Source organism: Schaalia hyovaginalis, from assembly GCF_014208035.1.
GTDB classification, from domain to species: Bacteria; Actinomycetota; Actinomycetes; order Actinomycetales; family Actinomycetaceae; genus Pauljensenia; species Pauljensenia hyovaginalis.
Genome location: NZ_JACHMK010000001.1, coordinates 2,318,963 through 2,343,272, shown reverse-complemented (window position 1 = coordinate 2,343,272; position 24,310 = coordinate 2,318,963). Strand labels below are relative to the sequence as shown.

The window sequence follows — 24,310 nt, the reverse complement described above, 5'->3', positions numbered from 1 at the left end:
TCCCGGCGGCACACAAGCAAACAGCTACGACACCCTCGCCCAAGCAAGACGCGTTCGGCGTCACATACCCCGAGCCCAGGCCGGTGAGTTCTTCTGTCGCGCCAGAGTGGCGGCAGGGTTACTGCGGTTCTCAACGTGGGGGCAGTGGGCCCGCTCAGGCCGGTGCGCCGGTGTTTCACCGACTCTCCGAGAGCTTGGCTGAATACAAGAAACCTGCACAGGTCCTCGCCGTCGGGGATGCGCCCGAACTTGAGCCTACCCGCATGGACCGGGCCGTCCGGCCGTTCTTCTCGCAGCGCAGGGGATCGGATCTGTGTGCCGCCAGCGAGGCGGCCCGATCCACGTCTGCGAGGAGCGGCATACGACATCGCGACAGAATCTGTTCCAGCGTCGAGCGGACCAGATGCAGGGCGAGAGCCTGCGGTCCGCGCCCCGGCAGCGCGTGACGCACAGAACGATGATCCGGACGCAGGTCATCTCGAGGACTCGAAGCACCGCGGCCTCATCGTTGCGTGCGGCACTGGTGGCACGGTCAAAGCCGACGGGTGGCGCAAGATCCTCGATGACATCACGAGCGAGTACGCCGGGCAGACGACGGTCTTCCTCCTCGATCCAGGCGCTACGGAGATGGTGAATGCCCGCGTTTCGCTCAAGCGCGCGCTCCCGCCCGATCCTCTCCTGCGCAGGCTCGACACGATCAGCGACGCCGAGTTCGATCGTGCAACCCTCTCAAATTCAGGAAGGCCGAGGATCGAGGCCGGGATGTGCCATGGCCCTCTGTCTTCGCGCGCCCGATGGACGAGGCCAGGGACGTCGTACCCGGCGACGACTCGGTGTTCCTCGTCAACGCCTGGATCCGGCAGGAGGCAATCGTCGGACCGAGCACTTCGCTTGCGGAGATGGCCAATGAGGCCGTACCCGGGGAGCCTGCCCGCGCGGAGGATCTCGGTCTGAAGTCCTCCGGCGCGAGGCGCTGAGTGATCTCGGTGTCGGCGTCTTCGCCGGTGAGGAGATGGTGATCCCACCAGAGGAAGAACTCGTGGTGCTTCTGAGTCTGCAAGCGGGGCTCGAGTCGCTTGCAGAAATTTTCGACGAGAGAGCTATTCAATCGGGACCGGGATGGGAAGAGATTCACGGACATGAGAGGCTCCCCTGCATCGTGCAATCGTTGCGCGACAAGACTGTCATTCTTCTGTCATGCCCTTCAAGAAGGAGGAACAGCTTTCCTCACGGATTCGTTGCCTTGGTACCACCGCCGAACGGTGCCGGTCGCTTCAGGCCGACACGACCTCGAGTTCCTTCTCCAGCCAGGTGAGGAGCGGCTGCCAATCCCCGGGGCCGCTGTAATGGGCACGGCGGACTTGGTCGTTCCGACGGCCCGCCACCTTGATCCGTTCCCATTGCTCAGGGCTCACCGTCCCAAGCCGAGCGAGCAGACGGGCGGTCCTTTCGGAGGTGTTGAATGAGTTCGAGCTCCCGAGTGCTTCAATCCACGAGTCCGCGAGCAATGGCCTTATCTTCTCCCGGCGGATCAGCCAATTCGTCGTTTCCTTGGCAGTGCGTGCCGGAGTCGAAGACTTGGCGTTGAGGACCTGCTTGAAAGCGAGAAAGCCGCAGGGAGGCTCCGCGGGATCGTAGCTCACCCACAAGACGGGGACGTGGCGCCCCAGGGCCCAACCGATCTCCTGCTGACACCACGCGCTTGCCGACACGCCCGTCGTCCCGACGACGACCAGCGCCGACGACTCCTCCAGGAAGTCCTTGATCCATTGCGCCCAGTCCTCACCGGCGGGGATCCGTTCGGGGGCCATGATCGCTTCGATGTAGCGTTTTTCAAGCTCATCGCGGAGCGAAGAGGCTGCATCGCGCCCGGCCTCATCCTCGACGTAGCTGAGGAAGATCTTGATTCGGCTCATCGGTCCTCTTTGGCTCCTTCGAACGCCCTGCGTTTCGTCATGCCCTTGATGACAAGCCCGGCCACATCGCACGGTCGGCGTGTCGAGGCGAGTGCTCGAAGGTCCTCGGCTCCGAGTCCGGTCGAATCTCGATCAAAGAGCTGAAGGATTTCCTCGACGGTGTCTCTCGCGGGAGAGTGGGCGATGAAGGCCTCGCGCGTCTCCGCATTGATCGGAAGCTTGTCGGCAAGCCCCAGCTCCTGCGCGAGCACGGCTGCCGCCCCTCCGAAGCCGCCGGCGACATACAACGGTTGACCAGCTCGAACGGTGTATAAAGCCTCTTCGACGATCCCGGGGAGTGCGCCCGAGTATCCATCGGGATGCCTCGAAGACTTCGCGCGCGTCTTCCCGCCGATGATGAGCCGTGCGTCGCAGTGATGAGGGAGCGCCCGACGGATCGCTCTCAAGGCCTTCGCGGTGTCCGCCGCACTGCGCTCGGACCACGGGAGAGCCTCACTGAGGCGGATGTCATTTCCGTCCTCGGTGAGAACCCTGATTTCGCCGGTCGAACAGCTCCGAGTAGAAACGGCACGAAGCTCGGCGATCGCCTCCTTGCTCGTCAAGACCGTGCAGGGAGGCGTCAGGAGGAACATCCTTCCCGGATGAATTCCCTGGTCGGCAGGAGTGTTTGCACCGTACCTCCGGTGCTGCTCGAGCTTCGCGGCCTCGACGTACCGGTTGATGGTGTCGACCACCGAGGCGGTCAAGTCCGGATCATGTGTGCCGAGTGCGCCCGCGTAGGTGATTCTGCCGCCGGCGAGGAGCATCACTTGGGCGACCTCGGCGATGACGAGGCTGAGGTGCTTCGTGCGCAGTCCCAGCGCCTCGCAATCCTCCGACGCGGCCATCGACACGCCGAGTGTTACGCCCGCCAGCGGACGATCGACCATGATGTTGCCGCTCGAGAGGTGCGGCGCGGCTCCATGGAGGGAGCCTCCACCCGCGAAGTAGGTTCGAGGGGTCAGCAGGTGGACCTTGTCGCGGTCGTATCCGGACAGCGCGCACAGATCAGTCATGATCGCGTGCTCAGGAGGCAAGAGCGGCGGATCGGGGTGGAGGAGCCAGAAGGCCGTGTCCTTGGGAAAACGCTCCTTATGTTCCTTGAGGAACTCGGTGAGCATGAGCGGTTCTGGTGGGGCCGGTGGTGCAGCGTCAAAGAAATCGTCATTGAAGCCGCCCGTAGTGGCTGTCGCATCATGAGAGCGCTGTTCGTCCTCGGCATCGAGAGCCCTGGAATGACGGTCGGCGACCTCGCGCGGGAGCGCTTGGTGCTTCCACAGTTGATGTTTCAGCGCCTCATCGACCAGGCGGTTCAATGCGCGGGTGATCGAGTCCTCAGAGGGTCCTTCCGCCTCTCCTTCCTTGAAACGAAAGGAATCGTCGGAACGTGGTCGAGAAGGAATGAGCCGCGTTCTTCTCCGTTCTCGAGTGCGCTCAGACAGACGATCGGAACCTGTGCTCGCTTCGCGCTGAGAACCTCCCATTGCGTCCATTCCCTGATCGAGTAGTGGTCGGTCCGGACCATGAGCAGCGCCCCGCTCCCGGCTTTCTGACGGATCTTTGCGTCCCAATCATCTCCTGGCTGAATATCCTGGGCGTCGACGAAGTCCGCGAGGTGCGTCTTCTGGATGACCGTCTTCGTGAGCTCCAGGACGCCGCTCGAGGATGGGGCTCCGGATTCCGTGCGGGGGATGTCCGCTCTTGCGTGGGAAATGAAAATCGTCAGCCTCTCGTCCTTCGAGGAGTTGAGAAGTGTCTGGATGATGGCCTGACCGAGGTCGCGGGCCAGCGCGCCCACGTCGAGCGACGAGGGCGCGGCTGGTACCTCGGCCGAGCTGACGCTCGTGATCGACAAGCCCTGTCGTTCCAGGAGGCGTCCGATGCGGGGGTTGTTCGAGTAGTCAAGGGACTGTTCGGGAAAGAGCGGGAGGATGAGGACAGAGGGGTCCGCCTCCTTGTCGACCGTTGTGCGCAGCTCGAGGAGGGAGTCGAGATATGTGGACCAGTTCGAGTCCTCTTCACCGGTTTCGCGGATGAGATTCTCGCCGATCACCGGGAGAATGACCGTATACGGTGCCGGGTCTTCGAAGAGGCTGCCCGCATCGCTTCCGACCGTCCCTTGACGGGTGATGATGGGAGCCGGCTGCTCTCTCTCACCGGGGAAGGGCAGGGAGTGGCCGAACACTTCGATCGCGCTGCCGGCGAAACCCGAGAAGCGATCGGAATGGTAGTGGTCCATGAGCGCGTTGCAGACCGCTCCTCCGATCTCGTCATCGGGATGCCACAGGATGATGATGTCGAGGATCGTCGAGTGAACGCGAAGATCGGCTTCGCGGCCGAAGACGGTGTTCGCCAAGCTCTCCATGCCTGAACGATACTCGCTACGCCTTGGTTCGAGGTGCTGCCACCGCTCCACGGCGGGCGTGCGGCGAGCCCGCGCGAGGTGCGCTCCCTTCGGGTGAAGCTCTATCAGCGAAGTCCTCGGACGGCGGGCATCGTAGGGATGTTCGACCGGCGGCCGAGCGTCCGAATCTTGGGTGCTGCGGCCCAGGTAGACTCCTCATGTGACCAATGAGAACACGATTACCGCAACCCCCGAAGAGAACGACGCCCCCGAGCAGGTGCGGGTCCGCAAGGATAAGCGCGAGCGCCTCCTCGATGACGGGGGCGAGGCCTATCCGGTTGTCCTCGCGATCACTTCGAGCATCGCCGAGGTGCGTGAGAAGTACGCGCACCTCGAGACGGGTGAGGAGACGAGCGACGAGGTCGGGATCGCCGGTCGCGTCATGCTGGCGCGCAATGGCGGCAAGCTGTGCTTCGCGACGCTCCAGGACGGTGCGGGCAACCGCATCCAGGTGATGCTGTCCGCGGCGGAGGTCGGCGCCGAGTCGCTCGCCCAGTACAAGGCGGATGTCGACCTCGGCGATCATCTTTTCGTTCACGGCCGCGTGATCTCCTCGCGGCGCGGTGAGCTGTCGATCATGGCGTGCCCGGGCGTCGCGACCGCCGGTCTCTTCACCCCCGGTATTGCCGAGGGCGAGGCCGTGCCCGCCTGGCGGATCGCGGCGAAGTCGCTGCGGCCCCTGCCCAAGACCTACACGGCCGAGGACGGAACCGAGATGTCCCTGTCGGAGGACATGCGGGTGCGCCGTCGCTACCTCGACATGATCGTGAGGCCCGCGGCGCGCGACATGGTGCGGATGCGCGCGAATGTCGTGAAGTCGCTGCGCAGCTACTTCGATGAGGCGGGCTTCATCGAGATCGAGACGCCGATGCTGCAGAACCTTCACGGCGGTGCTGCTGCTAGGCCCTTCTCGACGCACATGAACGCCTACGACACCGAGCTCTACCTGCGGATCGCGCCCGAGCTCTTCCTCAAGCGCGCAGTCGTCGGCGGCGTCGACAGGGTCTTCGAGATCAACCGGAACTTCCGCAATGAGGGGGCGGACTCGTCGCACAGCCCCGAGTTCACGATGCTCGAGGCCTACGAGGCCTACGGCTCCTACGACACGATGGCCCGCCGGACGCGCGAGTTCATCCAGAAGGCCGCGCGTGACGCGCTGGGCACGGAGGTCGTCACCCTGGCCGATGGCTCCGTCTACGACCTGTCGGGGTCGTGGAAGGAGATCTCGATGTTCGAGGCGACCGCAGAGGCGCTCGGACGCGAGTTCACCGTGGACACGCCGCTCGACGAGCTCGTGAAGATCGCCGAGGAGCTCGGCGAGGACGTCGCCGATCACTGGGGGCCGGGCAAGGTCGCCGAGGTGATCTTCGAGGCCGCCGTCGGCGACAAGCTGTGGGAGCCAACCTTCGTGCGCGACTATCCGGAGGACTCGTCGCCGCTGACTCGCGGGCACCGCACGAAGAAGGGCCTGGTCGAGAAGTGGGATCTGTACGTCCGCGGTTTCGAGCTGGCGACGGCGTATTCCGAACTCGTCGATCCGGTGATCCAGCGCGAGCGCTTCGAGGCCCAGGCGCTGGCGGCTGCGAACGGCGACCCGGAGGCGATGGTCCTCGATGAGGACTTCCTCATGGCGATGGAGTACGGCATGCCCCCGGCCGGAGGCATGGGCATGGGGCTGGACCGTTTGCTCATGGCCCTGACCGGTCAGGGCATTCGAGAGACGATCACCTTCCCCCTCGTGAAGAAGCTCTGAGGGTCTGAGCTGAGGGTCTGATTCGATCCTCTGTTGACTCGGTCGGGGTGGGGCTCCGGGCGCGCGGCGCCCGGAGCCCCACCGCGTTTCGGTTTCGGGGTCTTGAATTCCGGTGTGATGCGCCTAGACTTATACCTAGCACTGCTAGGTATGAAGGGGGTGGGGGAATGCGCATCGACAAGGATCTGGTCGCCGCCTCCGCCACGCCCATCGTCCTCGGCGTGCTCGCGCAGGGGGAGGAATACGGGTATTCGATCCTCAGGCGCATCAAGGAGGCCTCCGGCGGCGGACTCGACTGGAACGAGGGGATGCTCTACCCCCTGCTCCACCGTCTCGAGCGCCAGGGCCTCGTCGAGAGCCGCTGGGTGAGTGCCGAAGGCGCGCGTCGCAGGAAGTACTACACCCTCACGAAGCTCGGCCGCCGGGAGCTCGACGAGCGGACAGAGGCGATCGGCCTCGTCGCCGCGACCCTCACCGGACTGCTCCGTGCAGCTACGAGGAAAGAAGGACACGATGAAGACTCCTGAGCCGAGCTGCGGCTCCCCGATCGTCCCCGAAGCGCTCGCGCCCCTGATCGATTCGCTGAGCCGACGCCGCGGCCTGACGGGCGATGACCTCGCCGAACTCGCCGATCACCTGCGTTCGGAATACGACGAGCTCCAGGCCCTCGGCCTGTCGTCCGCCGAAGCGGCCCTCATCATCAACCACCGCTTCGGCGCGGGGGAGGAAATCGCCTCCGAATACCTCCTCGCGCACCCCGAGCGGGCATGGCGGCGCCTCGACGAGGACGCGGAACGCCCCGCCTGGCACCTCCCCGCAGCGCTCGGGCTCGGCCTCGTCGCCGGCGTCCTCACGCGGCTCTTCGCGGAGTTCGCGCCCGCGGATCAGACCGAACTCCTCATGCGCTCCGTCTTCCTCATCCCCCTCGCCCTCCTCGCCGTCTACCTCGCCGCGACGGCGAGAAGCCGTGAGGCCCGCGGGCTCGTACTCCTCGGCGTCGCCGTCGCGGCGGGGGCGGGCATCGCGATCGCCTATCCGGGCGACCCCAACGGCCAGACGGTCTTCCTCACGATGATCCATCTGCCGGTCCTCGTCCTCGTCCTCGTCGGCATCGCCTATCTCGGTGCGCGGTGGCGGAGCCTCGAGGCATGGATGGACTGGGTCCGCTTCCTCGGCGAGGGCGCGATCTACTACATCCTCACAGCCCTCGGAGGGGGCGTCGTCATCGCCCTCATCACCGCGGTCTTCGCCGCGATCGGCATTGAGACGAACGGCCCCTACGGCACCGTCCTCTCGTGGCTCATCCCGATCTGCGCGGTCGGCGCGCTCTTCGTCTGCGCGTGGCTCGTCGAACTCAAGAAGTCGGCGATGGAGAACGTCGCGCCGGTCCTCACGGCCGTGTTCACGCCGGTGATGACGATCGCCCTCCTCAGCTTCCTCGTCGCCATCGCCGTCACGGGCAATCCGATCGAGGCGAATCGCGAGATCCTCATCGTCTTCGACGTCCTCCTCATCGTCGTCGAGGCGATCGTCATCTTCACCGTGTCGGCGCGCCCCTCGGAGCTGCGGGTGCGGGCGCTCGATTGGATGCAGATGGCACTCATCGTCGCGGGGATCGTCGTCGATCTCCTCCTCCTGTGGGCGCTCGGCGGCCGGGTCGTCGAGTACGGGGCCTCGGCGAACAAGCTCGCCGCCCTCGGCGTCAACATCCTCCTCCTCATCCACCTCGTCGGCGCCCTCGTCGGCTACGGGAGGCTCGCGCGGGGGAGGGGCTCACTCGCCCTTGAGCGCTGGCAGTCGGCGGCGCTCCCGGTCTTCGCCGTCTGGGCGGGGATCGTCGCCTTCGTCTTCCCGCTCGTCTTCCGCTTCGCCTGAGCACCTCAGCCGGCGGGCGAGACGCTTGCGTGTGGAAAACCTGGGGATTTGTGATCCCATCCTGTAGACTCGCGAGCGATCGGAGTCTCTGGGTGTCACTGTTCGGCAGGCATCACCGGGGAAGCACTCGGGTGAACCCGGGTGGTATCGCTCAAAGAGGAGCCCCAGGTGACCGAGGAGAGCTTGTCCCAGCCGCAGTGTCCCTACCGTGTGACGCATGCGCTGAACAACAACGCCGTCGCGGCGGTCGATGTTGATTCCGATACGCCGGTCATCCTCGTCGGAAAGGGACTGGGATTCGGTCGGCGTCCCGGTGATGAGATCCCAGAGGAGGCCGTCCGGGAACGCTATATCGCGGTAGGGGAGGATCGTTCCCACTACCTCAACCTCCTCAAGAACATTCCCGCAGCCACGCTCGAAGCGGTTTCCGGCGGGGTCGAGCTCGCGGAGGAACAGCTCGGCGCCCTCCACCCCTCCGTCTACGTCATCCTCACCGATCATCTCGCCTTCGCCATCCAACGGCTCGCTGAGGGACAGATGATCGAGAACCCGCTGCTGCCCGAAATCCGTGCCCGTTTCCCCCGCGAGTTCGTCGCTGCCGAAATTCTCCTGCGCTACGTCAATGCGAGGCTGGACATTGTGCTCCCTATCGACGAAGCCGCTTTCATCACCCTCCACCTGCGTGCCGCCGCGACTGGCGAAACGGTGAAGCGCCCCCTTTCACAGGCGAACGCCCTCGCTGGACTGACCGACACGGTGATCGCCCGGCTCGTCCGTGGCACGACCGTTCGCGAGGACGCCCGCGCTGAACTTGTCTCTCACATCGTCGCCCTCTCGCGCCGTCTCAAGGGCGGCGAGCTGCGGGCCAACGCGGCTCTTCTGTCGATCCAACGCGACGCGCCGGACGACTACGCCCTCGCTGAGGAGATCGTCCAGATCCTCTCCGAGGGTTTCCAGACTCCCGCGGCCCAAGTCGCGGGTGAAGTCGCCTTCACGGCGCTCTTCCTCCATGGCTGGCGTCAAGACGTCAGGCGTCATTCCTGATCACAGACACATCGCGATTCGAAGGAGAATCAATGGACGCGATCATGACGAGCCTTCAGAAGCTCGGGAAGGCCCTCATGGGTGCGGTGGCGGTCATGCCCGTCGCCGCCCTCCTCATGGGCATCGGCTACTGGATCGATCCCGAAGGTTGGGGTGCCAACTCCATTCTCGCGGCGGTCCTCATCAAGGCGGGCGCTGCCATTCTTGACTACCTCGGCTGGATCTTCGCTGTAGCGATCGCCTTCGGCCTCGCCAAGGACTCTAACGGCGCCTCCGCTCTCGGCGGCTTTATCGGCTACGGCACGGTGACAGCCCTTCTCAGTGAAAAGGCTGTAGCGGGTTATCGGGGTGTGGATCTCGAGGCGCTCGAGGGGGCCGAAAAGCTCGCCTGGATCGCCGACGGCTGGGGCAAGATCAACAACGGCAACGTCCTCATCGGCATCCTTGTCGGCGTTCTTGCCGCCTGGACCTACAACCGTTTCCACAATACGAAACTTCCGGATGCCCTCGCCTTCTTCTCAGGCCGCCGCCTCGTCCCGATCATGATGTCCTTCTTCTCCATGATTCTGTCGGGCATCCTCTACTTGGTGTGGCCGTTTCTCTACTCGATCCTCTTTCACTTCGGTCAGTGGATCGTCGGCCACGGTGCTCTCGGCGCGGGCCTCTACGGCTTCTTCAATCGCTTGCTCATTCCAACGGGTCTGCACCACGCCCTCAACCAGATCTTCTGGTTCGACGTCGCTGGTATCAACGACATCGGTGATTTCCTCGGCGGTGGTAAAACGATCGAGGCTGCCGCGGCGGCAACCGACGCGGCCTCCTGCCCGGGTGTATGGGATGCCGCCGCGGGGTCTTGCGAAGTCATCGGCTATGTGGGTATGTACCAGGCCGGATTCTTCCCCGTCATGATGTTCGGCTTGCCTGCTGCGGCCCTCGCGATGTATCTGCGCGCGGACTCGAAGCGCAAGAAGACCGTGGCTTCTCTCATGATGGCCGGGGCCCTCGCATCTTTCTTCACGGGCGTGACCGAACCCCTCGAATTCTCCTTCATGTTCGCTGCCCCGATCCTCTACATACTTCACGCGCTTCTCACGGGTATTGCGGTGGCAGTAGCAGCGGCGATGCATTGGACTGCCGGTTTTGGATTCTCCGCGGGCTTCGTCGACATGTTCCTCTCCACGCAGAACCCGATCGCGCACAAGTGGTACATGCTGCTCCTCCAGGGCGTTGTATGGGCCGTTATCTATTTCATCGTCTTCTACTTCCTCATTCCGATCCTCAAGCTCAAGACTCCCGGACGCGATGATGAGGATGATACGGATGTGGACACGGCGAGGGTTTTGGCTCCGTCCCGGGCGGCGCAGCAGATTCTCGAGGGCCTGGGCGGGGCGGCGAACATCGTGTCCATCGACTACTGCGCGACCCGTCTGCGCGTCGCTGTCGCGGATCATCTCGCGGTCAAAGAATCGCAGATCAAGAAAGCAGGAGTCCCCGGTGTGATCCGTCCGTCGCAAAAGTCGGTTCAGGTCATTATTGGGCCGCAGGTCCAATTCGTGTATGACGAGGTGGCCGCCCTGCTCGCTTCGAGTGGAGCTGAGCTCAAGGGCGAGCAGTCGATCTGAGGTCGGAGAGGATTCGTCGTGTTCACTTTTGGGAGGAAAAAGGTCCAGATCGCCGCTCCCTTCGTCGGCGAGGTTGTGGAGATCGGTGAAGTCCCGGACCCCGTTTTCTCATCGGGGGTGCTTGGCCCCGGACTTGCAGTGATTCCGGAGCCGGATGCTGCGGGAGTGGATGTCTGCAGCCCGGTGAAGGGCAGACTGATTCGGGTGTTCCGAACTCTGCACGCCTTTGTCCTTGTCACTGAAGGTGGGCTGGAGGTACTCGTGCATATCGGTCTCGATACTGTCGAGCTTGGCGGCGCAGGATTCGAGTCCCTCGTTCCAGAGGGCACTGAGGTTATGCTCGGTCAGCCCATTATCCGATTCGATGTCGCAGCTGTGCGCGCCTCTGGACGCAATCCGATCACGCCCGTCGTCTTCTCAAAGCGCAAACAGGTCGCCGAGGTGAAAGCGAAGAAAGGGAGGGTGATAGCCGGTGAGCCAGCGGCGGTGGCATTTCTCGCTTAGGTGCACAGTTCGGGCACCGAAATTGGAGGAACGTGACCCGGACACGTGACTGAGGGGGCCTTGCTGGCGAAACGACTTATGAAAGCATTCAGCGCCAGGAAGGCTCTCCCGCCTCTTATCCTCCTACGACTATGATTTCGTGCTTCAAAGGTGCATGTTTGAGGAGTAGGGCGGCTTCCGCTGCTGGGTTCCGGCCAATACACCTAGTTCCTCGCGGTCGCATTCCTCGCGGTCGTGAGGAGCAGGGCGCTCTCGGCCTCGCCGAGGCTCGTCACGGGGCGGCAGCCCTGGCGGATCCACCCCCGGACCATCGCCGGCTCCTTCCTGGCCAGGTGCATCCCGCGCAGGACGAGGACGTGCGGCGCCTTCCTGCCTTCGCCGAGATCGCGGAGGAAGCGGTACCACATGTTGCGCAGGGGGGAGCGCGCGATGCAGAGGGCGTCGGCCAGCACTCCGGCTTCCCGGAGATCATCGACGAGGGAGGCGGCGAAGACTCCTTCGGCGATGAAGACGGTCTCGGCCTCGTCGAGGCACAGGGTCTGGACCGCCGTCCGCCTGTTCGTCGGGATGTCGTAGACGGGGATCTGGGCCGAGCCCGCTCGGCACAGCTCGATGAGCGCGTCCCGGGCCTCGTCGTGGTTCCACGAGGCCGGGTCGTCCCAATCGATGAGGCCCGTGGGGAAGCGGGGCATCCCGTCCTCCGTGTCGTCCCTGTAGAAGTGATCGAGGGAGACCGCGCGTATCCCCGTTCGCGTCGACAGTGAGGTCTTCCCGGAGCCGGAGGGTCCGGCGAGGATGATGACGCGGGCTCTGGGGGCGGGGGTGACGGCCATGAAGGCCAGGATACGACGGACGAGGGCCGTCAGGAGTCCGCATGAGGCGCGAGGGGGTGTGAGAGTGCTTGCCCGATCCCTCACAGGATTCCTCAGGAGCCTGAGAAAGGCGGATAGAATGGGAGGCTGCGGTACGGATCGAGCAGGCGTACGGATCGGGGAACATGTCAGCGTCGAAGAAACGGAAGACGGAGGACTCCTCACCCTGCAAAGGGCGCCCGCCTCGGATCGACCGTGACAAGATCATCGAAGCCGCGCGCGCCCTTCCGCCCGAGAAGGTCACGATGCAGGCCGTTGCGCAGATCCTCCAGGTCGATCCGACGGCCCTCAATTACCACGTCGGCGGACGCAGGGACTTCCTCCGCCTGGTCGCGCTCGACCGCGCCCGGCTCGCCGCCAGGGCCTTCGTCGAGGGCGAGGCCCCTGTGAACTGGGAGGCGGCCCTTCGGCGCTTCGCGCTGGCCATGCGCGCCTCGATCGCATCGATCGGACCGCTCGCCCCGCATCTGGAGTTCGACTCCTCGAGCGCCCTCGCCTTCATCGAACCCGTCGAACGGATCCTGCGGACCCTCGTCGATGAGGGCCTGGGGTTGAGCGACGCGGTTCGCGCGCTCAGTCTCGTCGCGCATACGGCCGTGCACGCGGGCAGGGCGGATGCGATGCGGCGATCGGGCGAGGACCCGCATGGGGCGCGGCCCCTCCCGGAGGGCCCCGGTTCGCGCCTCTTCGGCGTGCTCGACGAAGTGCCCGGCGCCTTCCCCCTGCTTGAGGAGCTCGCGGGCGGAAAGGTCGAGGGGCTGAGGATCGTCGAGGGCGGTGATGTCGACGCGCAGTTCGCCTTCGAGCTCGAGACCGTCCTCGCCGGCATCTCCGCGCGCATCGCTCCGTTCCGGGGGGGCTGACGAACCGCGGGCCCGCCGAATCAGTCGATCCGGCGGGCCCGCGGGCGGAGTTTCGAACTCAGAGGTCCTCGACGAGGAGGACGACGAGGGAGCGCGGACCGTGCACGCCGTCGACGCGGACGAGCTCGATGTCCGAAGTGGCCGAGCCCCCGGCGATCCAGGTCGTCGGTCGCGTGGGGTTCTCGCCGATGATGCTGACGGCCTGCGGCACGGTCGCCTGAACGGTCGAGGCGTTGACGACGCACAGGTGCAGGTCGGGCAGGAGGGTGATGATCCTCCGGCCCTGATCGGGCTCGCCGTCGAGGATGATGGTCCCCGACAGTGAGACGGCGGTGCGTGAAGCCGTCACGACTGCGTGCGTCGCGTCGAGCTCGTCCTTGCTCAGCGGGTGCTCGACGGAATCGACGCGCAGGAGGCGCTCCCCCTTCCCAGCGGCCTCTTTCCAGGCCGCGTCGAGCCCGGCGGGCACGACGACCGATTCGGCGCCGCGCGCGTCGAGAACCGATGAGATCGTCTCGGGGATCGCATCCGCCGTGATGCGATGGACCTCGACGTTGTAGTCCTCGAGCTTCTCGACGAACTCGGCGAGCACCGAGGCGGACCCCGGGGAGTCGTCTCCCTCGAGACGGTAGTCGCGCGGCACCTCGGTCGAGGGGGCGGCGGACTGGGAGGCGTTGCGGGCAGCCCTCAGGGTTGCCAGGATCTCATCCCTCGAGCTCACAGCTGGGCTCCTTTATCGTCGATCAGCGGCGTCGTCGCGGTCCCCGACGGCGTTTCGGAAGAACCCGCGCAGGCCCCATGGCATCCGCAGGCCGGAGCGGGCCCCGATTCGGCGTGCTCGGCCATCCACTGGCGGAAGGTCTGGGCGGGCGGAGCGGGGACGTCCCGGGAGTTCGACCATGCGGTGCCGGGCCACGGCAGGTTGACGATGCGCCGATCCGAGCCTGCGAGGGCGCGGCCCACGGGCATGAGGCGCCCGGCGGCCTTCATGAGGGGCCCGGAGGCCATGGGGATCTTCGCCGCGTTCATCGCGACATCCCACACGCTCGGCAGGCCGCCGCGCTGAGCCTCGACGGCGCGGTGGCGGAGCTCGACGAGGACCTCGGGGATGTTGATGCGCATGGGGCAGGCGTCGAAGCAGGCGCCACACAGCGAGGAGGCGAAGGGGAGGGAGGCGCCCGGGTCGGAGTGCGAGAAGGAGCCGCGCAGCTGCGGGGTGAGGATCGCGCCGATCGGGCCGGGGTAGACGCTCTGGTAGGCGTGGCCGCCGACGTGCTCGTACACGGGGCAGACGTTCATGCATGAACCGCAGCGGATGCAGTGCAGGGCCTGACGGCCGACCGGGTCGGCGAGGACCTTCGAGCGCCCGTTGTCGAGGAGGATGAGGTGGAACTCCTGCGGGCCGTCGCCCGGGGTGACGCCGGTCCACATGGAGGTGTAGGGGTTCATGCGCTCGCCGGTCGCCGAACGGGGGAGGAGCTGCGCGATGACTTCGGCGTCGCGGTAGTTCGGGACGATCTTCTCGATGCCGACGATCGAGATCAGGGTTTCGGGCAGGGTGAGGCACATGCGGCCGTTGCCCTCGGACTCGAAGACGGTGAGGGTGCCCGTCTCGGCGATCATCATGTTCGATCCGGAGATGGCCACCTTCGCCGAGAGGAACTTCTTGCGCAGGTGAGCGCGCGCCGCTCCCGCGAGTTCGACCGGCTTGTCGCCGAGGTCCTCGGGGGCATCGCCCATGCGGGCCTTGAAGATGGCGCGCACTTCGGAGCGGTTGCGGTGGATCGCCGGGACGACGATGTGACTCGGCATGTCATCGGCGAGCTGGACGATCATCTCGGCGAGGTCGGTCTCCCAAGCGGCGATGCCGCGCTCGGCGAAGTACTCGTTGAGCCCGATCTCCTGGGTCACCATCGACTTCACCTTGACGACCTCGTCCACGCCCTTGGAGGCTGCGATCGCGTAGGCGATCGCATTGGCCTCCGCGGCGTCCTTCGCCCAGTGGACGACGCCTCCGCGTGCGGTGACGTTGCGCTCGAGTTCTTCGAGGAGCTCGGGGAGCCTGGACATCGCGCGGTTCTTGATGGCCGATCCGGCGAGGCGGAGCTGCTCCCAGTCGGGCATCTCGGCGACGCGCAGGGCCCGCTTGTTGCGGATGGTCGTCGTCGCGTGGGTGAGGTTGCGGCGCATCTGCGTGTTGCGCAGCGTCTGGGCGGCGGCCTTCGGGAAGGGCTTGCCCCACTTGAGGGGCTCTTCGGGCGCGGGGGCCGAGGGCGACCAGCCTGTCGGTGCGCTTGCGGCGGGGTGTTCGCGGGTCATTTCAGGCTCCCAGTTTCGTCGTGGTCTCGGGGGCTTCCCAGGGCTGCTCTCGCGTGCCGGCGAGGATCTCTGCGAGGTGCATGAGGCGGACGCCCGCGCGCTGGCGCGAAAGGCCGCCGCCGATGTGCATGAGGCACGAGTAGTCGCCTGCGGTGAGGATCTCGGCCTTGGTCGCCTTCACGTTGGCGATCTTGTCGGCGAGCATCGCGGTGGAGGTCTGGTGGTTCTTCATCGAGAAGGTGCCGCCGAATCCGCAGCAGGATTCCGCTTCGGGGAGGTCGACGAGGTCGATGCCCTCGACCGCCTTGAGGAGGCGGTAGGGGCGGTCGCCGACCCGGGCGATGCGCATGGAGTGGCAGGTCGGGTGGTAGGTGACCCGGTGCGGGAAGAAGGCGCCCACGTCCTCGAGACCGAGAATGTCGACGAGGAGTTCGGAGAGGTCGTAGGTCTTCTCGGCGATCTGGGCGGCGCGCTTGGCCATTCCCGGCATGCCTTCGGTGCGCGAGACCATTTCCGCCTGGTGGCGCAGCGAGCCCGTGCAGGAGCCCGAGGGGACGACGATCGCGTCCCATTCCCCGTCGAGGACCGGTTCGAAGGTCCGCACGTGGTTCTTGATGAGGGGTACGGCCTCGGGGAAGTAGCCGGTGTTGATGTGCATTTGGCCGCAGCAGCCCTGAGATTCGGGGAAGACGACTTCGTGCCCGAGTCTTTCGAGGAGATGAACGGTCGCCTGCGGGGCCTGCGGGAACATGAGGTCTCCGATGCAGGTGGCGAAGAGTGCGAGTCGCATGGGCGTCCTTGTCGTTGCGTCTGTCGAACAGTGCCGACTGTACGTCACGACCGGCGGAGTGCGCCCTTCGACTTGGAGGTCGGCACGGCTCTTGGCGCGTTCGCGGGGGAAAGGGGGCCTGTCCTGTCCGCCCGAAGCGAAGGGCGCACCGGGTGCGGGAGGACGAATAGCGTGAACCCGCACTTAGGAAATTGGTCCCGGGGTGCGAGGCCTAGCCCGCGTCGGCGGTGGCGCCGTCGAGATCGCGCATCATGCGGGTGTTGCCGAGTGTGTTCGGCTTGAAGGAGGCGAGGTCGAGGAACTCCTTGATGCCGTCGTCGTGGCTGCGGATCATCTCGTAGAACACGTCTTCGCCGACGGGCGTGCCCTCGATCTCGTAGAAGCCGTGGCGGGCGAAGAAGTCGACTTCGAAGGTCAGGCAGAAGACGCGTTTGAGGTCGAGGTCCTGGGCGCGCGCGATGAGGGTGCGCAGGATCGCCGAGCCGACACCTGAGTGGAGGTGGTCGGGCGACACGGCGAGGGTGCGGATCTCGGCGATGTCGTCCCACATGACGTGCAGGGCGCCGCAGCCGATGATCTCGCCGTCCTCGTCATTGACGGCGACCACGAATTCTTGGACGTCTTCGAAGTAGGCGATGAGCTCCTTGACGACGAGGATCCGGCGCATCGCATAGGGCTCGACGAGCGCGGCGATCGCGCGGACATCGGTGGGGCGCGCCTGGCGGATGACGTGCGTCATCGGAGGCCGCCCCGGGTCTGGTTCGAGCGCGTGCGGACGAGGTCGAGGAGTTCGCGCGCCGCGCCGTCGTCGAGGACGAGATCGGTGACGACGCGGGCGCGCAGCGCGCCGAGGAGGGGGAGGGCTTTGGAGGCGCCCGCGACGACGCAGAGGCGCCGGGGGATGCGGCGCAGGGTCTCGGGCGTCGGGCCCGACGCCCGGGAATTGAGTTCCATGTCGGTGGAGCCGTCCTCGCGTAGGAGCACGGTGCAGACGTCGCCGACGACTCCGTCGCGTTGTGCGGCGGCGATCTCCTCGGTGTCGAGGAATCCGCCCGAGTAGACGTGGGAGGGCAGGCGCGCCGAGAGGGAGCCGACGCCGAAGAGGGCGATGTCGCAGTTGTCGATCGTTTTGAGGACCGCGCGGACGGAGCGCTCGCGCCACAGGGCGCTCTTCGTCTCGGCGTAGTCGAAGAAGGTCGGCACGGGGAAGTGGACCATCGAGCCGCCGATGGCCCGGGCTGCGCGGGAGATGATGGCGTCGGCGTAGGGCATGCCGGATTCGGTGGCGGTGGCCGCGCCGTTGAGCTGGACCACGGTTGAACCGGGGAAGCTGACCTTGGGGAGGCAGCGGGTGATCTCCGAAGTCGTGTTGCCCCAGGCGATGCCGAGGGTGGCGCCGGGCTTCATCATGTCGATGAGCCGTTCGGCGGCGACGAGGGCGACGTTGTGGAGCCGGTTGACTTCGGTGTGGACGTCGTGGACGGGGACGACGGAGGTCTGGACGCCGAAGAGCTCAGAGATCTGTCCGGCGAGGGTGCCCTTGTTCCCCGGGGCGGCGCTGACGGAGATGCGGACGAGCCCGGTTTCGCGCGCGTAGGACAGGAGGCGCGAGACGGAGGAGCGCGAGACGCCCAGGTGGCGGGCGATGGTCTCCATCGTCTGCCCCTGGAGGTAGTACATCGAGGCCGCTTCGTGGGCCTGTTCGTCGCGAATGGTCACGGGCCTAGTGTGCCATGCACAGGCGTGCAGGGACATTTCCTGGAATGTGCACGTGCTTGGGGGCGGTGCGAGGCGTCACGTATGAGCGGCGTCACGATTTGCAGATGCACAAACGCCCAATGGTTCCGGATCAATGTGCAGGCGCTGGCATACTGAGGCCGTCCAAGTGAATAGGGCAACGTTCCGCCGAGTCCACAGGCGGCGCCGCCCACCGGTTCGACCTCCGATGAATCGCCAAGCTTTTCCCAGCTCGTGCGCGATTTGAAGAGTTACGATCAGCGGCGGTGGCGAAGTGCGTTGACCTTTTCGCCATCGGCACATACGGGCGGGAGACCGTCCGGAGATCCGGCGCAAGGATGCGTTGGAGAAAGATAGGGAAAAATGCTCGCAACACTTCTTCCTGCAGTTGCTGAAGTCGGCTCCGGCAAGATCTTCATGTCGGAGTTCCTCGGCACCGCGATCCTCCTCCTCCTCGGTGGCGGCGTTGTCGCGACGAACCTCCTGCCGAAGTCCAAGGGCAAGGGCGGCGGCTGGCTCATGATCAACTTCGGCTGGGGCTTCGCAGTCCTCGCCGGCGTCTACGTCGCCTACACGACCGGCGGCCACCTCAACCCCGCCGTGACCATCGCCAAGGTCGTCGCCTACATGTTCGACCCGGCCGTCACCCTCAACGGCCCGGCCGTCGGCGAGGGCGGCATCGCCGTGACCGCCGCGAACGTCGCGATCTACATCGTCGCCCAGTTCCTCGGCGCCTTCGTCGGCGCCGTCCTGTGCTGGCTCACCTTCAAGCAGCACTTCGATGAGGACTGCGACCCGGCCCTCAAGCTCGGCGTCTTCTCGACCGGCCCGGAGATCCGCTCCTACGGATGGAACACCCTCACTGAGGCCATCGGCACCTTCGTCCTCATCCTCTGGGTCTTCGTCTCCGGATACACGACCACCGCGATCGGCCCGCTCGGCGTCGCCCTCATCATCGTCGTCATCGGCAACTCGCTCGGCGGCCCGACCGGATACGCGATCAACCCGGCCCGTGACCTCGGCCCGCGCATCGCCCACGCGGTCCTCCCGATCAAGGGCAAGGGCGGCTCCGACTGGGGCTACTCCTGGGTCCCGGTCGTCGGCCCGATCCTCGGCGCCGTCGTCGCGGTCCTCGTCGCCTACGGCTCCGGCCTCGTCACCGCCGCCTGATCCTCGCAGCAGACCCGTACTCCGAACGCGGGGTCCCGGGCGGACTCGCCTGGGACCCCGCGTCCTGCTGAAACACAAAGAAGTGACCAGAAGGGAACATGAGAATGTCCGTTGAGAAGTTCGTCCTGGCGATCGACCAGGGCACCACGTCCTCGCGCGCGATCATCTTCAACCACTCCGGCGAGATCGTCTCGGTCGGCCAGAAGGAGTTCACCCAGATCTTCCCGAACCCGGGCTGGGTCGAGCACGATCCCGTCGAGATCTGGGAGTCCGTCCGCGCGGTCGTCGCCGAGGCCCTCCAGAAGGCCGAGATCAACGGCGAGCAGCTCGCCGCCGTCGGCATCACCAACCAGCGCGAGACCACGATCGTCTGGGACAAGAACACCGGTGAGCCCGTCTACAACGCGCTCGTCTGGCAGGACACCCGCACCGCTCCGATCGTCCGCGAGATCGCCGCGGGCGACCCGCTCGGCACCGAGCGTTACCGCCAGATCACCGGTGAGAACATCTCGACCTACCCCTCCGCCCCCCGCATCACCTGGATCCTCGACAACGTCGAGGGCGCGCGCGAGAAGGCCGAGGCCGGCGACCTGCTCTTCGGAACCCCGGACACCTGGGTCCTGTGGAACCTCACCGGCGGCGTCAACGGCGGCGTCCACGCCACCGACGTCACCAATGCCTCCCGCACCCTCCTCATGGACGTCCGCACGCTCGAATGGCGCGAGGACATCTGCGCCGACTTCCGCATCCCGACGTCGATGCTCCCCGAGATTAAGCCCTCGGCCGCCGTCTACGGCGTCGGCCGCCCGAACGGCCTGCTCGCGGGCGTTCCGATCTCCGGCATCCTCGGCGACCAGCAGGCCGCGACCTTCGGTCAGGCCTGCTTCGAGAAGGGCACCGCGAAGAACACCTACGGCACCGGCTGCTTCATGCTCATGAACACTGGCGAAGAGCCGATCTTCTCGAACAACGGCCTCCTCACCACGCTGCTCTACAAGCTCGGCGATGAGAAGCCCGTGTACGCCCTCGAGGGCTCGATCGCCGTCGCCGGCTCGCTCGTCCAGTGGGTCCGCGACAACCTCGGCATGATCGAGAAGTCCTCGGACATCCAGGCCCTCGCCGAGACGGTCGAGGACAACGGCGGCGTCTACTTCGTCCCGGCGTTCTCCGGCCTCTTCGCCCCGTACTGGAAGGACGACGCCCGCGGCGCGATCGTCGGCCTCACCCGCTACGTGACCAAGGCCCACATCGCCCGCGCCGTCGAGGAGTCGACCGCCTTCCAGTCCGCCGAGGTCCTCGACGCGATGAACGCCGACGCCGGCGTTCCGCTCAAGGAGCTCAAGGTCGACGGCGGCATGACCCGCGACGACCTCGTCATGCAGTTCCAGGCCGACCTGTGCGGCGTGGACGTCATCCGCCCGGTCGTCGCCGAGACCACCGCCCTCGGCGCCGCCTACGCTGCCGGCATCGCCGTCGGCTTCTGGAACGGCACCGAGGACGTCATCGCCAACTGGCAGGAGGACAAGCGCTGGACGCCGTCGATGGACGCCGCCGAGCGCGACCGCACCTACCGCCTGTGGAAGAAGGCCGTGACTCGGACCTACGACTGGGTCGACGAGGACGTCAAGTGACGCTCTGACTCGCGCCCGTGCGGGGGCGGGGCCGGTTCTTCGGAATCGCCCCGCCCCCGCCGCTTCCCGCCTGCGGACCCCCGCGAAGCGCGCACCTGCAGCGCGAAGCGCCAGCGCCGATGGCGGGGCGCGCGGAAAAGCGCGGGCCGCTCTAGGCTGGTGCCATGGTGACACCTATGAGCGAAAAGACTTATCTGATCGTCGACGGCGAGAACATCGACGCGACCCTGGGGATGTCGGTCCTCGACCGGCGCCCCCTGCCCGAAGAACGACCCCGCTGGGACCGGGTGCTCGAAGCGGCGGCGCACCAGTGGGACGAACCCGCCAAGGGCCTCTTCTTCCTCAACGGATCCTCCGGCATCCTGCCGATGGGCTTCATCCAGGCCCTCAACGCGATGGACTACTCGGTGATCCCGCTGTCGGGCCCGGAGGACATGAAGGTCGTCGACGTCGGCCTCCAGCGCACGATGGACGCGATCGCCGAACTCGAATCCGGCGCAGTGATCCTCGCGAGCCACGACGCCGACTTCGCCCCGCAGGTGGAGAACCTCCTCGACATGGGACGGCGCGTCGCCGTCATGTGCTTCCGGGAGTTCCTCGCATCCTCGCTCCACGAGCTCGAGGACAAGGGCCTGGAGATCATCGACCTCGAATACGACGTTCACGCCTTCCAGGTGACGCTGCCGAGGCTGCGGATCATCGACGTCGACGACTTCAACCCCTTCGACTTCCTCTGATCGATTCCCGTCCGCGCCGGGGCACGACGGGAGAGGGCCTGCGGGATCAGTGATCCCGCAGGCCCTCTCGGCGTCTCATCCCGCTCCGTCGATCGAGCGGCGAGGCCTCACTGCCGGTTCTTCAGCGCGGCGAAGCGCGCCTCGATCTCCGTGGAGGACGAATCCGTCTCGAGCTCGGCGAACTGGGCGTCGAGGCTCTCGGCGGCTACCTCGGTCTTGCCCTGGGCGAGGGCCTCCGCGCGGCGGACGCGGTCCTCGAAGCGGGAGAGCTCCGAAGTCGGATCGAGGACGTTGATCGACGAGATCGCGTCCGTCACCTTCGCCTGCGCCTCGGCGGTGCGCTGGCGCGCGACGAGCTGGTTGCGCTTGTCCTTGAGCTCGCTGAGCTTCTCCTTCATCTGAATGAGGCCGGTCTTGAGCTTCGCCACGACCTCGGTCTGCGAGGCGATGAGCGGCTCAGCCGCCTTCGCCTCCTCTTCGAAGGAGATCTGCTTGCCGATGGCGGTCTTGGCCAGGCCGTCCCAACGATCCGCACCCGCGGCGTCGCCCGCGGCGCGGAGCTCATCGGCCTTGCGGGAGGCGGCCAGGGCCTTGCGGCCCCAATCGTCAGCGGCGGCGACGTCGGCTTCGTGGTCCTTCTCGGCCAGACGGAGATCGCCGACCGTCTGCGCGACGGCGGCCTCGGCCTCGGCGATGGAGTTCGTGTAGTCGCGGATGAGCTGGTCGAGCATCTTCTGCGGATTCTCGGCGCGGTCGATGAGGGCGTTGATGTTCGCCTTGGCGAGCTGGGCGATGCGCCCGAGCACGGACTGCTTTTCAGCCATGGTCTGGTCCTTTCTGGGGATGGAGAAGAACGTCGGTGTGTCCCTCCATGCGGACGATTCGACCTTAGCAAGTATCCCTGGGCGGCGTCTGGGAGCGGCCTGCGCGATCGGCGGGGTCCGTTTCAGAAGGAGCCGCCGCGCCCGCCGCCGAAGCCGCCCCCTCCGAAGCCGCCCCCTCCGAAGCCCCCGCCGCCGAAGCCCCCGCCGGAAGCTCCTCCGAACCCGCCGAAGCCGCCCCCGAATCCGGCGTCCCGGTGATCCGAACGCTCGTGCGATCGCCCGCCGCCCAGCAGCACCGACCAGAGCAGGGCGTCGCCCAGGGTCGATCCGGTCATGGACCCCCGATCGGGAGCCCCCGTTCCGAAGAGGCGCCCGTCCTCGGCGCTGGGGGAAGCCGGAGCGGACAGGACGGTCGTCGCCGCGGAGCGCGCAGAAGCCGCCAGGGCGAGCGCACGATCCGGGTCGGAGGCGGTCAGGGCGTCCGCCTGGGCGAGCTCGCTTTGAGCGCGCGACAGGAGGGATCGGGAGTCGAGGCCGATCATGCCGCGACGCGACTGGACGAAGGACTCCGCGCGGAGCACCTGGGCGCGCGCGTCGGCGAGGGCCTTCACCGCCGCTCCGCGCTTCTTCTCGAGAGCCGCCTCGGCGCTCCGCAAGGATTCGAGGGAGGCGTCGAGCGCCAGCTCCGCCATGCGGAGGTCCTCCAGGGCCGCGAGCGGGTCGCCCTTGCCCGATCGCGCCGAGCGCGCGGCGTCAACGGCCCTGTTGGCGTCCTGGACGAGCGGCGCGAAGGCCGTCGGATCAGCGCCGAGGCGCGTCACGTCGGCCAAGTCCGCGGTGATCGAGGCGATGGCGTCCACGAGGAGCGCATCGACGCGGGCGAGGTCGTCCTTCGCCGTGAGCACGCCGTCGATCTGATGGCCGGCCATCGCGACGGCGCGTCTAGCGGTGTCGAGGGCGACGAGGGCGGAGGAGGCGTCGTGCGGTGCGAGCGACGCCGCTCGTTCGACGGCATCGCGGGCCGAGTCGAGGAGGGCGTGCGCCTGCCCGGGGTTGTCCTGCAAGGAGGCGATGGTCTGTGCGGGGTACAGGGCGGCGAGGGCGGAGAGCTCGGCGTCGACGGTATCCATCCGGGAGGCGTTCTCCTCGATGCGCGTGCGCACGTCTTGGATCTGGGCCTCCACCCCGGCTTCCTGGTCGCGCAGAGCGGCAAATTCCTGCTGGCGCGCCAGAAGATCGGGCATGACCGCGTCGAGAGAGCCCCCGATCTGATCGGCGAGGCCGGCGCGCTCACTCGGGATCGTCGAGGAGTTCATCGCCTCCTGGAGAGTGAATCCCTGCGCGACCGCGGCTCCGGCGCGGTCGAGCGCCGCGGCGTAGGCGTCGGTCCTGGACGCGCCGAATTGCGCTCGGGCGTATTCGAGCTCGTCGCGGGCGGAACGGACCGTTTCGTCGGCTTGAAGGAGGAGCGAGTTCGCCCGGGCGACGCGCGCTTCGGCGGACTGCGCGTCGCGCTCCTGCGCCTCGCGCGTCGACCGGGTGAGTCGGCGCTTGTTGCGCATGGCGAACACTCCGGTGCCGAGCGCGGCCAGACCGCCGACGGCGGCCACGGCGGGGACCCACGAGGTCGTGGCGGACGAATCCGCGGAGGAGGAGGTCGTGCGAGAGGCTCCGCCCGATCCGGAGCCGGTCCCGGCGGCCGAGGTCGCGGAATCGATGAAGGCGCCGATCGCCGTCGCCGCAGTCGCGGGATCGAGGGGGTCGGCCCGGCCGAGGACGGACTTGGCATCGGCCATCGCGCCGGTCAGGGCTGAGTCGGAGACGACCTGCTCGTCGGCGTTGCCGCAGGAGGCGTGGCTGCGCTCCTCGTAGGCGAGGACGTACACGATGGATTGATCGGACAGGCCGGAGTTCGCCCCCGTCCGCTGGCACCATTCGACGGGTGCGGAGCCCGAAAGGTCGGGCACGGCCACGACGTACACGTCGAGGCCGGCGGAGGCGGCGGAGTCGATCGAACGGGTGATCGCCTCGGTCTGGGACGCGTTGAAGTAGGAGCCCGGGTCTGTGAGGTGATCGGACACGGTGACCGGGCTCGTGGCGACGGCCGCCGCGGCGCTCATGGCGAGAAGTGCTGCGCTCACGGCTCCTGTGGCGAGAACGCGGATCGCGGGGCTCGGCAGTGTCACGGTTCCTCCTGGTCGTCGCGAAGT

At 66.6% G+C, this 24,310-nt stretch carries 22 protein-coding genes; 11 read left to right on the top strand and 11 right to left on the bottom strand.

The window, feature by feature from the left end:
* Positions 1 to 764 precede the first annotated feature (764 nt).
* The gene (locus tag HD592_RS10370; protein ID WP_184453907.1) at positions 765 to 977 is read left to right on the top strand and encodes a hypothetical protein; all 213 of its coding nucleotides are present in this window, start codon (positions 765 to 767) and stop codon (positions 975 to 977) included.
* Positions 978 to 1,274: 297 nt separating this feature from the next.
* On the opposite strand, the gene HD592_RS10365 is transcribed toward HD592_RS10370, so the two are convergent.
* The 3 genes from HD592_RS10365 to HD592_RS10355 all read right to left on the bottom strand — a co-directional run bounded on the left by HD592_RS10365 (position 1,275) and on the right by HD592_RS10355 (position 4,320).
* Complete coding sequence (locus tag HD592_RS10365; protein ID WP_184453905.1) at positions 1,275 to 1,916, bottom strand: toll/interleukin-1 receptor domain-containing protein; 642 nt, start codon at positions 1,914 to 1,916, stop codon at positions 1,275 to 1,277.
* Positions 1,913 to 3,076 (bottom strand): hypothetical protein, encoded by a 1,164-nt coding sequence (locus tag HD592_RS10360; protein ID WP_184453903.1) that lies wholly within the window; start codon positions 3,074 to 3,076, stop codon positions 1,913 to 1,915. The genes HD592_RS10365 and HD592_RS10360 overlap by 4 nt, the downstream gene beginning before the upstream one ends.
* 191 nt (positions 3,077 to 3,267) lie before the next feature.
* Entirely contained in the window at positions 3,268 to 4,320 is a 1,053-nt protein-coding gene (locus HD592_RS10355) for a toll/interleukin-1 receptor domain-containing protein (protein WP_184453901.1), read from the bottom strand.
* Positions 4,321 to 4,519: 199 nt separating this feature from the next.
* On the opposite strand from HD592_RS10355, the gene HD592_RS10350 reads away from it, so the two are divergent.
* From HD592_RS10350 to HD592_RS10325, 6 genes are all read left to right on the top strand, one after another.
* Entirely contained in the window at positions 4,520 to 6,112 is a 1,593-nt protein-coding gene (locus tag HD592_RS10350; RefSeq protein ID WP_184453899.1) for a lysine--tRNA ligase, read from the top strand.
* Between the two features lie 167 nt (positions 6,113 to 6,279).
* Positions 6,280 to 6,639 carry a PadR family transcriptional regulator gene (locus HD592_RS10345; RefSeq protein ID WP_184453897.1) on the top strand — a complete coding sequence of 120 codons (360 nt, stop codon included), beginning with the start codon at positions 6,280 to 6,282 and terminating at the stop codon, positions 6,637 to 6,639.
* Entirely contained in the window at positions 6,626 to 7,987 is a 1,362-nt protein-coding gene (locus HD592_RS10340; protein ID WP_184453895.1) for a hypothetical protein, read from the top strand. Before HD592_RS10345 ends, HD592_RS10340 begins: the two co-directional genes overlap by 14 nt.
* Before the next feature lie 168 nt (positions 7,988 to 8,155).
* Positions 8,156 to 9,031, top strand: coding sequence for a PRD domain-containing protein (locus HD592_RS10335; RefSeq protein ID WP_184453893.1), 876 nt, complete (start codon positions 8,156 to 8,158; stop codon positions 9,029 to 9,031).
* Positions 9,032 to 9,063: 32 nt separating this feature from the next.
* Entirely contained in the window at positions 9,064 to 10,653 is a 1,590-nt protein-coding gene (gene nagE / locus HD592_RS10330; RefSeq protein WP_184453891.1) for an N-acetylglucosamine-specific PTS transporter subunit IIBC, read from the top strand.
* Between the two features lie 18 nt (positions 10,654 to 10,671).
* Positions 10,672 to 11,157 carry a PTS sugar transporter subunit IIA gene (locus tag HD592_RS10325; protein ID WP_184453889.1) on the top strand — a complete coding sequence of 162 codons (486 nt, stop codon included), beginning with the start codon at positions 10,672 to 10,674 and terminating at the stop codon, positions 11,155 to 11,157.
* Positions 11,158 to 11,360: 203 nt separating this feature from the next.
* Here the strand turns inward: HD592_RS10325 and HD592_RS10320 are convergent, their stop codons facing one another.
* Entirely contained in the window at positions 11,361 to 11,990 is a 630-nt protein-coding gene (locus HD592_RS10320) for a uridine kinase family protein (protein WP_184453887.1), read from the bottom strand.
* Positions 11,991 to 12,154: 164 nt separating this feature from the next.
* Between HD592_RS10320 and HD592_RS10315 the strand changes: the two genes are divergently transcribed.
* The gene (locus tag HD592_RS10315; protein WP_184453885.1) at positions 12,155 to 12,892 is read left to right on the top strand and encodes a TetR/AcrR family transcriptional regulator C-terminal domain-containing protein; all 738 of its coding nucleotides are present in this window, start codon (positions 12,155 to 12,157) and stop codon (positions 12,890 to 12,892) included.
* 58 nt (positions 12,893 to 12,950) lie between these two features.
* Here the strand turns inward: HD592_RS10315 and HD592_RS10310 are convergent, their stop codons facing one another.
* The 5 genes from HD592_RS10310 to HD592_RS10290 form a co-directional block, all read right to left on the bottom strand.
* Positions 12,951 to 13,613 carry a LutC/YkgG family protein gene (locus tag HD592_RS10310; RefSeq protein WP_184453883.1) on the bottom strand — a complete coding sequence of 221 codons (663 nt, stop codon included), beginning with the start codon at positions 13,611 to 13,613 and terminating at the stop codon, positions 12,951 to 12,953.
* Positions 13,610 to 15,211, bottom strand: a complete 1,602-nt coding sequence (locus HD592_RS10305; protein ID WP_246430021.1) for a LutB/LldF family L-lactate oxidation iron-sulfur protein — start codon at positions 15,209 to 15,211, stop codon at positions 13,610 to 13,612. The genes HD592_RS10310 and HD592_RS10305 overlap by 4 nt, the downstream gene beginning before the upstream one ends.
* A 1-nt stretch (position 15,212) precedes the next feature.
* The gene (locus HD592_RS10300) at positions 15,213 to 16,001 is read right to left on the bottom strand and encodes a (Fe-S)-binding protein (protein WP_184453881.1); all 789 of its coding nucleotides are present in this window, start codon (positions 15,999 to 16,001) and stop codon (positions 15,213 to 15,215) included.
* Positions 16,002 to 16,212: 211 nt separating this feature from the next.
* A complete protein-coding gene (locus HD592_RS10295) occupies positions 16,213 to 16,740 on the bottom strand; it encodes an amino-acid N-acetyltransferase (RefSeq protein ID WP_184453879.1) in 528 nt (175 codons plus the stop codon).
* Positions 16,737 to 17,681, bottom strand: coding sequence for a sugar-binding transcriptional regulator (locus HD592_RS10290; protein WP_184454645.1), 945 nt, complete (start codon positions 17,679 to 17,681; stop codon positions 16,737 to 16,739). Before HD592_RS10290 ends, HD592_RS10295 begins: the two co-directional genes overlap by 4 nt.
* A gap of 420 nt (positions 17,682 to 18,101) precedes the next feature.
* Here HD592_RS10290 and HD592_RS10285 point away from each other — a divergent pair, with 420 nt between their 5' ends.
* The 3 genes from HD592_RS10285 (at position 18,102) to HD592_RS10275 (ending at position 21,276) form a co-directional block, all read left to right on the top strand.
* Positions 18,102 to 18,908: an MIP/aquaporin family protein gene (locus HD592_RS10285; RefSeq protein WP_184453877.1), complete on the top strand. Its 807-nt coding sequence runs from the start codon at positions 18,102 to 18,104 to the stop codon at positions 18,906 to 18,908.
* 104 nt (positions 18,909 to 19,012) lie between these two features.
* The gene (glpK, locus tag HD592_RS10280; RefSeq protein WP_184453875.1) at positions 19,013 to 20,539 is read left to right on the top strand and encodes a glycerol kinase GlpK; all 1,527 of its coding nucleotides are present in this window, start codon (positions 19,013 to 19,015) and stop codon (positions 20,537 to 20,539) included.
* A gap of 164 nt (positions 20,540 to 20,703) precedes the next feature.
* Positions 20,704 to 21,276, top strand: coding sequence for an NYN domain-containing protein (locus HD592_RS10275; RefSeq protein ID WP_184453873.1), 573 nt, complete (start codon positions 20,704 to 20,706; stop codon positions 21,274 to 21,276).
* 107 nt (positions 21,277 to 21,383) lie between these two features.
* Here HD592_RS10275 and HD592_RS10270 read toward each other — a convergent pair whose 3' ends face one another.
* Both HD592_RS10270 and HD592_RS10265 read right to left on the bottom strand, forming a co-directional pair.
* Positions 21,384 to 22,100: a PspA/IM30 family protein gene (locus tag HD592_RS10270; protein ID WP_184453871.1), complete on the bottom strand. Its 717-nt coding sequence runs from the start codon at positions 22,098 to 22,100 to the stop codon at positions 21,384 to 21,386.
* A 122-nt stretch (positions 22,101 to 22,222) separates the two neighbouring features.
* The gene (locus HD592_RS10265) at positions 22,223 to 24,286 is read right to left on the bottom strand and encodes a TPM domain-containing protein (RefSeq protein ID WP_184453869.1); all 2,064 of its coding nucleotides are present in this window, start codon (positions 24,284 to 24,286) and stop codon (positions 22,223 to 22,225) included.
* Between the last annotated feature and the right edge of the window lie 24 nt (positions 24,287 to 24,310).

Bases quoted from the DNA above. Each gene is read 5' to 3' on its own strand.
- HD592_RS10290 (WP_184454645.1), bottom strand. From the start codon at position 17,681: ATGTACTACCTCCAGGGGCAGACGATGGAGACCATCGCCCGCCACCTG.
- HD592_RS10295 (WP_184453879.1), bottom strand. From the start codon at position 16,740: ATGACGCACGTCATCCGCCAGGCGCGCCCCACCGATGTCCGCGCGATC.
- HD592_RS10305 (WP_246430021.1), bottom strand. From the start codon at position 15,211: ATGACCCGCGAACACCCCGCCGCAAGCGCACCGACAGGCTGGTCGCCC.
- HD592_RS10275 (WP_184453873.1), top strand. From the start codon at position 20,704: ATGGTGACACCTATGAGCGAAAAGACTTATCTGATCGTCGACGGCGAG.
- HD592_RS10360 (WP_184453903.1), bottom strand. From the start codon at position 3,076: ATGCTCACCGAGTTCCTCAAGGAACATAAGGAGCGTTTTCCCAAGGAC.
- HD592_RS10300 (WP_184453881.1), bottom strand. From the start codon at position 16,001: ATGCGACTCGCACTCTTCGCCACCTGCATCGGAGACCTCATGTTCCCG.
- HD592_RS10270 (WP_184453871.1), bottom strand. From the start codon at position 22,100: ATGGCTGAAAAGCAGTCCGTGCTCGGGCGCATCGCCCAGCTCGCCAAG.
- HD592_RS10285 (WP_184453877.1), top strand. From the start codon at position 18,102: ATGCTCGCAACACTTCTTCCTGCAGTTGCTGAAGTCGGCTCCGGCAAG.
- nagE (WP_184453891.1), top strand. From the start codon at position 9,064: ATGGACGCGATCATGACGAGCCTTCAGAAGCTCGGGAAGGCCCTCATG.
- HD592_RS10355 (WP_184453901.1), bottom strand. From the start codon at position 4,320: ATGGAGAGCTTGGCGAACACCGTCTTCGGCCGCGAAGCCGATCTTCGC.
- HD592_RS10345 (WP_184453897.1), top strand. From the start codon at position 6,280: ATGCGCATCGACAAGGATCTGGTCGCCGCCTCCGCCACGCCCATCGTC.
- HD592_RS10340 (WP_184453895.1), top strand. From the start codon at position 6,626: ATGAAGACTCCTGAGCCGAGCTGCGGCTCCCCGATCGTCCCCGAAGCG.
- HD592_RS10320 (WP_184453887.1), bottom strand. From the start codon at position 11,990: ATGGCCGTCACCCCCGCCCCCAGAGCCCGCGTCATCATCCTCGCCGGA.
- HD592_RS10315 (WP_184453885.1), top strand. From the start codon at position 12,155: ATGTCAGCGTCGAAGAAACGGAAGACGGAGGACTCCTCACCCTGCAAA.
- HD592_RS10365 (WP_184453905.1), bottom strand. From the start codon at position 1,916: ATGAGCCGAATCAAGATCTTCCTCAGCTACGTCGAGGATGAGGCCGGG.
- glpK (WP_184453875.1), top strand. From the start codon at position 19,013: ATGTCCGTTGAGAAGTTCGTCCTGGCGATCGACCAGGGCACCACGTCC.